This window comes from uncultured Arenimonas sp. (assembly GCF_963976025.1).
In the GTDB taxonomy this organism is placed as follows: domain Bacteria; phylum Pseudomonadota; class Gammaproteobacteria; order Xanthomonadales; family Xanthomonadaceae; genus Arenimonas.
On sequence record NZ_CAXBJS010000152.1, the window covers coordinates 1 to 6,351 of the forward strand.

Consider the following 6,351-nt stretch of genomic DNA (forward strand, 5'->3'; position numbering starts at 1 on the left):
CGCCTGCGCATCGAGATGGAGGCAGGCCCGGTGGAGCTGGGGCAGGGCGAGCTGTACGTGGTGCCCAAGGGCGTGCGCCACAACCCGGTGGCCGAGCAGGAGTGCCACATCATGCTGGTGGAGCGTAAGTCCACCCACCACACCGGTGGCGAGATCACCGAGAAAACGCGCAGCCTCGCCGAGCAGCTGCGGGATTTCGGGCCCTAGGACTTGGACGCTTAATTCGATCGCCCGAACTGCCTATGACCACTACCACGCTGTTGTCGCGATGCCTGGCCGCGCTGGCGCTGGCCGCCTTGGCCGCCTGTGGCTCCGAACAGGCCGGAGAAGAGCCCAAGCCCCAGCAGGCGGGCAAAGCGCCGACGTCGCTGGAAACGGCAGCGCGCTTGGCCAGCATCCAGGGGGCGGCCGCGGTCGGTGACCAGGAAGCCGTGCGCCGGAACGTCGAGGCGATGACCGAGGACTTTCGGAAAGCCATCCGCCTGGCGGACCCCTCGCGCGCGGTGGATCGCGAAAAAGCCCGCGCGGCGGCCCGCGACGTGCCGGGCGTGCGCTCGGTGGTCTGGCTCGATGGCGAGAACCTGTTCGCCACGGTCGAATCCGCGGACGCCCGCAGCTACCGCACCATCGACCGCATTTGCGTAGCCCTGGAGCCCCTGGGCGACACGCTGGGGGTGGTGGTCAACCTCCAGAACAGTGCGGCCCGCAATGGCGACGAGTTGGAGATCCTGAGCCGGAACTGCCAGCTGGCGCCTGGCGAGCGGGCCTTCCTGTCCCGCGAGCGCAAGATCGACGTTATCGACCCGGAGATCCGGGCAATGCACCGGGCGAACCAGGCGCTGTCGGAGCAGTCGGCCGAAGAGCTGGATCGCCAGGAGGAAAGTCTTAGGATTCTCGAGGAAAGCACCCCGTCCGTGTACGACTGAGGAAGGCTTTCCGTACTCGCGTGAGATCAACTAACTGAGCTGTGTCTGCGCTTCAGTAGCCAAGCGAGGAAAGTGCGCCCACCACACGAGCACGGGCCGTTTCCGTCTGCATGGGAAACGCCCGGAAGAAGTCCTCGCTGCGCAGGTTTGGGTTGCGCGTCTTTACGTTCTGCACCCAGGCCTGTGCCTGGGTGGGGTTGCCCGCCAGCGCATTCGCCACCGCGGCGATCATGGCGATCAACACGTGCGCACCGGGCGAACGCGCCGCGCGTTCCGCCCACGCCGCCGCCTCGGCATCTTCGCCTCGCACCATGTGGGTGAACGATCGCGTGCCAACCATCGCGTAGTGCATCGGGTCGAGTGGGCTCAGGCGCATCGCCAGGTCGACATGTTCGCGGCTTTCCAGGCTGCGGTCGGCCAGGGACTCGGCCCAGGCGCGGGCGTACAGGCCCTGCGCGTAGTGCGGGCTCAGCGACGTTGCCCGCTCCAGCCAACCCAGGCTGGTCTGCAGGTCGCCTTCCAGCCAGAAGGTGCGGCCCATCGCGAAGTTCACAAAGGGGTCGAGCGGGTCCAGCTCCACTCCGCGTTCGGCGAACCGGCGGGACAGGGCGGTTTCGCCGGCGACGTCCTCGCTGTGCCGCAGGAAGGCACTCTGGAAATGCACGAACGACAGCCCGGCGTGGGCACGGGCGAAATCCGGGTCCTTGGCGATTGATTGCTGGAACAGCGCCAGGGCCGTCGCGTTGTCGGTGCGGTTGAACCGGTACATGTGCTGCAGGCCCAGGTGGTAGGCCGACCAGGCGTCCAGGTTTTCGGTGACCGACAGCCGCGCCAGCGAGGCTTCGTGGGCGGGAATCCGGATCTCCAGCGCCGACAGGGTTTGCGTGCGGATCTGTTCGCGCAGCGCGTGCACCTCGTCCACGGGCAGGGTGAAGTGTTCGGCCCAGACCACGCCGCCGGTGCGGGTGTCGGTCAGTTCCACCATCACGGCCAGCCGCGGCCCCGCCTGTTCGACGGTGCCCGACAGGTAATAACGCACGCCCAGCAGGCGACCAATTTCGCCGGGGTCGGCTTCGGCGCCGCGCAGGCGGAAGGACGACTCGCGCGCGGTGACGAACAGCCAGTGCAACCGGGCCAGGTCGGCGATCAGCTCGTGGGCCAGCGCGTCGGCCAGCGGTGCGTAGGGGCCCAGCACGCCCAGCACCTTGAACGGCAGCACGGCGATCGAGGGGCGTGCGGGCACCATGGCATCCGGTACTTCTTCCGGCGTGGCAATGGCGATCACGGACTCGGAACCCACCGCCCGGGCCTCGGCCACGAACCGGAAGCCCTTGCGCTGCAGCGTGCGGATGAAACGCTGGGTGCGGCCATCATCGCCCAGGGCCTGGCGCACGCTCTTGATGCGGCTGTCGATGGCCGATTCCGACACCACGCGGCCGTCCCACACCTTGTCGATGATCTCGTCCCGCGACACCACGCGCTCGGCGTTGGCCACCAGCAGCGCGAGCAGGGCGAACACCTGCGGTTCCAGCGCCCGGACGGCGCCATCGGCCCGCAGCTCCAGCTTGGCCAGATCCAGCTCGAAAGCGTCGAAGCGGTAGATCATCGCCGGAGTATAGGCCAGCGCCTGCCGCGCCCCGGCAAATCTCCAGAACTTCTCCAGGAAAGCTCCAAGTCTGCGGTTTGGGGCGGTGGTGGAATGGTTTCCGAGGCATCCACCCCCGTGAGTGCCCACCTCAACTTTCAGGAGAACGTTATGCCCATGGTCACCATCGACGTCATCAAGGACGTCTTCACCCCGCAGCAGAAGAAGGCCCTGATCAGCAAGGTCACCGAAGCCGTGATTGCCGTAGAAGGCGAAAGCCTGCGCGGCGTCACCTGGGTGCGCATCAACGAGTTCGAAGGCGGCAACTGGGCCATCGGCGGCCAGCCGCTGGCCGCGGCCGACGTGCACGCCATGGCCAAGGCCAACGCGGCCTGACCACCGGCCGGCCGGGGCGGGGCGGCAGTGCCTGCGGGTACTGGTGCCCCGCCTCCGGTGTTTGCCGGCGCGGCCATCGCCGCGACGAGCTACCCTAGTCCGACAGACCCGCCGGCCAAACCGGCCCGCGGGAAGGCCCTGTCGGAGACGGATTGGACGCTTACGAACTCGCACTATTGCTTGCCGGGCTCGCGCTGCTGGGCGCCGCCTGGGTGCCGCATCTGGTCAAGCGCAATCCGCTGACCCTGCCCATTCTTTATGTTGCTCTGGGCGCGTTGGTCTACACGCTGCCCCTGCCGCTGGTGCCGGCCAACCCGGTGCGCTTCCCGCTGATTACCGAACGCCTGACCGAGCTGGCCGTGCTGGTGGCGCTGGTGGGCGTGGGCCTGCGCATCGATACCCGCTTTGGCTGGAAGCGCTGGTCGCTGACCTGGCGGCTGCTGGGCATCACCATGCCGCTGACCATCCTGGCCGGGCTGTGGCTGGGGCAGGCCTGGCTGGGTTACAGCGTGGCCACGGCCATGCTGCTGGGCGCCGTGCTGGCGCCCACCGACCCGGTGCTGGCCGGCGACGTGCAGGTTTACGCGCCCGGCGAGGGCGGCGAAGACCCGGTGCGCTTCGCGCTGACCTCGGAAGCCGGCTTCAATGATGGCTTGGCCTTTCCCTTTGTCTGGCTGGCAGTGGCCCTGGCCCTGGCCACCGACGGCACGCCGGTGGACTGGAGCAGCTGGATCACCATCGACGTGCTGTGGCGCGTGCTGGGCGGCGCGGCCATCGGCATCCTGGTGGGCTACGCGCTGATGCTGCTGATCTTCCGCAGCGAAAAGGAACCCACGCTTTCAAAAAGCACCGAAGGGCTGACCGCCCTGGCGATCACGCTGATCGTTTATGGCGTGGCCGAGCTGTGCCACACCTACGGCTTCCTGGCCGTGTTCGTGGCCGCGCTGGTGATCCGCCAGAAAGAAGACAGCATCGAATTCCACGGCGTGCTCGACACCTTCGCGCAGCAGTGCGAAAAGCTGCTGATGGCGCTGATGCTGCTCCTGCTGGGCGGCGCGCTGGCCAGCGGCATCCTGTCGGCACTTACCTGGCAAGGCGTGGTCTTCGCGCTGGTGTTCGTGCTGGTGGTTCGCCCGGTCGCCGGCTGGCTGGGGCTGATAGGCGCCAAGGTTCCGTCCCGCGACCGCTGGGCCATTGCCATCTTCGGCGTGCGCGGCATCGGCTCGTTCTATTACCTGGCCTTCGCCATGAACCACGCCTACTTCCGCGATTCGCGCGAACTGTGGGCGGTGGTGGTGATGGTGGTGGTGCTGTCGATCCTCTTCCATGGCCTGACCGCCGCCGCGGTGATGGCCTGGCTGGACCGCCGCCGGCGCGATCGCGCCTGACGGCGGCCCGAAGGCCTCACGCCAGGGCCAGTTGGTCGGACGCGCCGGTCGTCGCGGCCGCCACGCCGGCGTGCAGCGCGGCCATGTCGGCGGGGAGTCTTGCCGAGGCCGCCAGCGCGGCCTGTGCCAGCCGCCGTCCGCTGCGCGTGCCGATCGGCAGATGCGCGGTCAGCAGCAGGGACGGTGACAGGCGCTCCACCGCGCCGAAGCGCTGGCTGCGCAGCCCGGCATCCAGGTCGGCCTGCCAGGGCGCGTCGATGGCTCCCCAGGTGACCAGGCCGTCGCGCAAGGTGTCCTCGCTGACGTCGTCCAGGCTCGGGGCCGCGCCCGGCAGGATCGCGCCGAAGCTGTCCACGGCATACATGGCACCGGCGTTGTCGATGAAGCCCAGGGTTTCCGGGGCGTCGTAGGTGGGCGGGCGCACCGCGCGCAGGCGGCGGTCGCCGAGGGTGAGTTCGTCACCGGGCATCACCACCTGGGTGCGGGAAACGTCCATGCCGGCCAGCTGCAGTTTCGCCTGGCCCAGCATGCCGACGAGCACGCGGGCCTTGGGCGCAAGCGCCAGGATGCTCTGCAGGTTGCCGGTGTGGTCGGGGTCGGCGTGGCTGAGCCAGATCCAGCGCAGGTCGGCGGGGTCGACCACGCTGCCCAGTGCGTTGATGAAGCTGTCGCCGAACGGTGCCATGCCGGTGTCGACCAGCATCGGCCGGCGTGGACGAAGGCGTTGTTGGCAAGCACGCCAAGGCCGGGGATCTCGGCCCATGCGGGAAGGGCCGTCCAGTCGGAACCGAGCGACTGGATCGGGGCCAGGGAGGGGGCGGGGATGTCGGAAGTCATAATCAGTGAACACGGCTGTTTAGGGAAAATCAGCCTAAATCCGGCCCGGCGGGCTTGTCAAGTATTCAGTGAACACCTATGATTCATGAATGAACGAAAAGCGAAACTACCGGATGCGGCGGCGCGCCGAGAGCCAGGAAGAAACCCGCCAGCGCATCGTCGAGGCCACCATGCAGCTGCACGAGGAGCTGGGGCCCCGGGCGACAAGCATCAGCGCCATTGCCGATCGGGCCGGCGTGCAGCGGCTCACCGTGTATCGGCATTTCCCGGACGAAGCGGCGGTGTTCGCGGCGTGCACCGGGGAGTGGAGCCGGCGCAATCCGCCGCCCGATCCGTCCCGATGGGAAGGCGTGGCCGACCCGGCAAAGCGGGTATCCGCGGCCCTGGCGGCTTTTTACGCCTACTACGCCGCGACCCGGCGCATGTGGTCGGTAGCCCATCGCGAGGCGCCCGACGTGCCCGTGCTGCAGCCCGTGCTGGCCGAATACGACCAGCTGCTGGCCGAACAGGCAGCGGCACTGGCGCCGGGGCGCCGCGGCAGCAAGGCGCACAAGCGGGCCGTGGCCACGATCCGGCACGCGCTCTCGTTCCCGACCTGGGAGTCGCTGCAGGGCGAGGGCCTGGACGACAAGGAAAAGCTTGCGTTGGTTGATGCATGGCTCGAAGGAGTCATGCGCTGATCAGGGGTGAGGCAACCTCTGGCTGCCCGAAGGCGACCTAACGGCAGGTGATCTCGAACCGTCCCTGGGCCTGCCGCATGGCGCCGCGCAGGCTTCCGGCGAAATAACCGGCACCCCTGACCCGTTTGCCCGTGATGTCGAAGTTCATCGCGCTTTCGGCGTGCCACTCGGTGGTGCCGTTGGAAGGCACGACGCTGACGCCGGTCGGACCGTCGGGCAGGTTGAAGTCGACCACGATCTCGGTGCCCTTGTCTTCGGCCGCGTGGCCGGCAATGGCCACGACCGGGCCGGGGAAGACGTTGCACTGGACGTCGGGCACCACGGTCCAGGTCTGGCCGTCGATTTCGATGAAGCCGGCGGGTGCCGGATCCGGTGCGGGCGCCGGCGCCTGGGCGGAAGAGGAGGCTTCTTCGCCCCGACCGCAGCCGGTGGCCATCGAAACAATGACGAACAACGCGGCGAAGGGTTTGATCAGTTTCATGCCAGCGTCCTCAGTCAAGCCATTGGATGATCGTTGCGCAAAACAATAGCGCCCTCAG

The 6,351-nt window shown here is 68.1% G+C and carries 7 protein-coding genes and 1 pseudogene; 5 read left to right on the forward strand and 3 right to left on the reverse strand.

Annotated elements, in window-relative coordinates:
- Both AACZ35_RS11200 and AACZ35_RS11205 read left to right on the forward strand, forming a co-directional pair.
- A pseudogene (locus AACZ35_RS11200) lies at nt 1-207 on the forward strand (cupin domain-containing protein); the annotation flags it as partial.
- A 35-nt stretch (nt 208-242) separates the two neighbouring features.
- Nucleotides 243-926, forward strand: a complete 684-nt coding sequence (locus AACZ35_RS11205) for a hypothetical protein (RefSeq protein WP_339829261.1) — start codon at nt 243-245, stop codon at nt 924-926.
- A 52-nt stretch (nt 927-978) separates the two neighbouring features.
- Here AACZ35_RS11205 and AACZ35_RS11210 read toward each other — a convergent pair whose 3' ends face one another.
- A complete protein-coding gene (locus AACZ35_RS11210; protein WP_339829264.1) occupies nt 979-2,532 on the reverse strand; it encodes a winged helix-turn-helix domain-containing protein in 1,554 nt (517 codons plus the stop codon).
- A 150-nt stretch (nt 2,533-2,682) separates the two neighbouring features.
- Here AACZ35_RS11210 and AACZ35_RS11215 point away from each other — a divergent pair, with 150 nt between their 5' ends.
- Nucleotides 2,683-2,907 (forward strand): tautomerase family protein, encoded by a 225-nt coding sequence (locus AACZ35_RS11215; RefSeq protein ID WP_339829267.1) that lies wholly within the window; start codon nt 2,683-2,685, stop codon nt 2,905-2,907.
- A 152-nt stretch (nt 2,908-3,059) separates the two neighbouring features.
- Nucleotides 3,060-4,295 (forward strand): cation:proton antiporter, encoded by a 1,236-nt coding sequence (locus tag AACZ35_RS11220; protein WP_339829269.1) that lies wholly within the window; start codon nt 3,060-3,062, stop codon nt 4,293-4,295.
- A gap of 16 nt (nt 4,296-4,311) precedes the next feature.
- On the opposite strand, the gene AACZ35_RS11225 is transcribed toward AACZ35_RS11220, so the two are convergent.
- Nucleotides 4,312-4,998, reverse strand: a complete 687-nt coding sequence (locus AACZ35_RS11225) for an MBL fold metallo-hydrolase (RefSeq protein ID WP_339829272.1) — start codon at nt 4,996-4,998, stop codon at nt 4,312-4,314.
- Nucleotides 4,999-5,221: 223 nt separating this feature from the next.
- On the opposite strand from AACZ35_RS11225, the gene AACZ35_RS11230 reads away from it, so the two are divergent.
- On the forward strand, nt 5,222-5,812 hold the full coding sequence (locus tag AACZ35_RS11230; protein WP_339829274.1) for a helix-turn-helix domain-containing protein: 591 nt from the start codon (nt 5,222-5,224) through the stop codon (nt 5,810-5,812).
- Between the two features lie 37 nt (nt 5,813-5,849).
- Here the strand turns inward: AACZ35_RS11230 and AACZ35_RS11235 are convergent, their stop codons facing one another.
- Nucleotides 5,850-6,293 carry a hypothetical protein gene (locus tag AACZ35_RS11235; protein ID WP_339829276.1) on the reverse strand — a complete coding sequence of 148 codons (444 nt, stop codon included), beginning with the start codon at nt 6,291-6,293 and terminating at the stop codon, nt 5,850-5,852.
- Nucleotides 6,294-6,351: the final 58 nt, after the last annotated feature.

Bases quoted from the DNA above. Each gene is read 5' to 3' on its own strand.
- AACZ35_RS11230 (WP_339829274.1), top strand. From the start codon at position 5,222: ATGAACGAAAAGCGAAACTACCGGATGCGGCGGCGCGCCGAGAGCCAG.
- AACZ35_RS11205 (WP_339829261.1), top strand. From the start codon at position 243: ATGACCACTACCACGCTGTTGTCGCGATGCCTGGCCGCGCTGGCGCTG.
- AACZ35_RS11215 (WP_339829267.1), top strand. From the start codon at position 2,683: ATGCCCATGGTCACCATCGACGTCATCAAGGACGTCTTCACCCCGCAG.
- AACZ35_RS11225 (WP_339829272.1), bottom strand. From the start codon at position 4,998: ATGCTGGTCGACACCGGCATGGCACCGTTCGGCGACAGCTTCATCAAC.
- AACZ35_RS11235 (WP_339829276.1), bottom strand. From the start codon at position 6,293: ATGAAACTGATCAAACCCTTCGCCGCGTTGTTCGTCATTGTTTCGATG.
- AACZ35_RS11210 (WP_339829264.1), bottom strand. From the start codon at position 2,532: ATGATCTACCGCTTCGACGCTTTCGAGCTGGATCTGGCCAAGCTGGAG.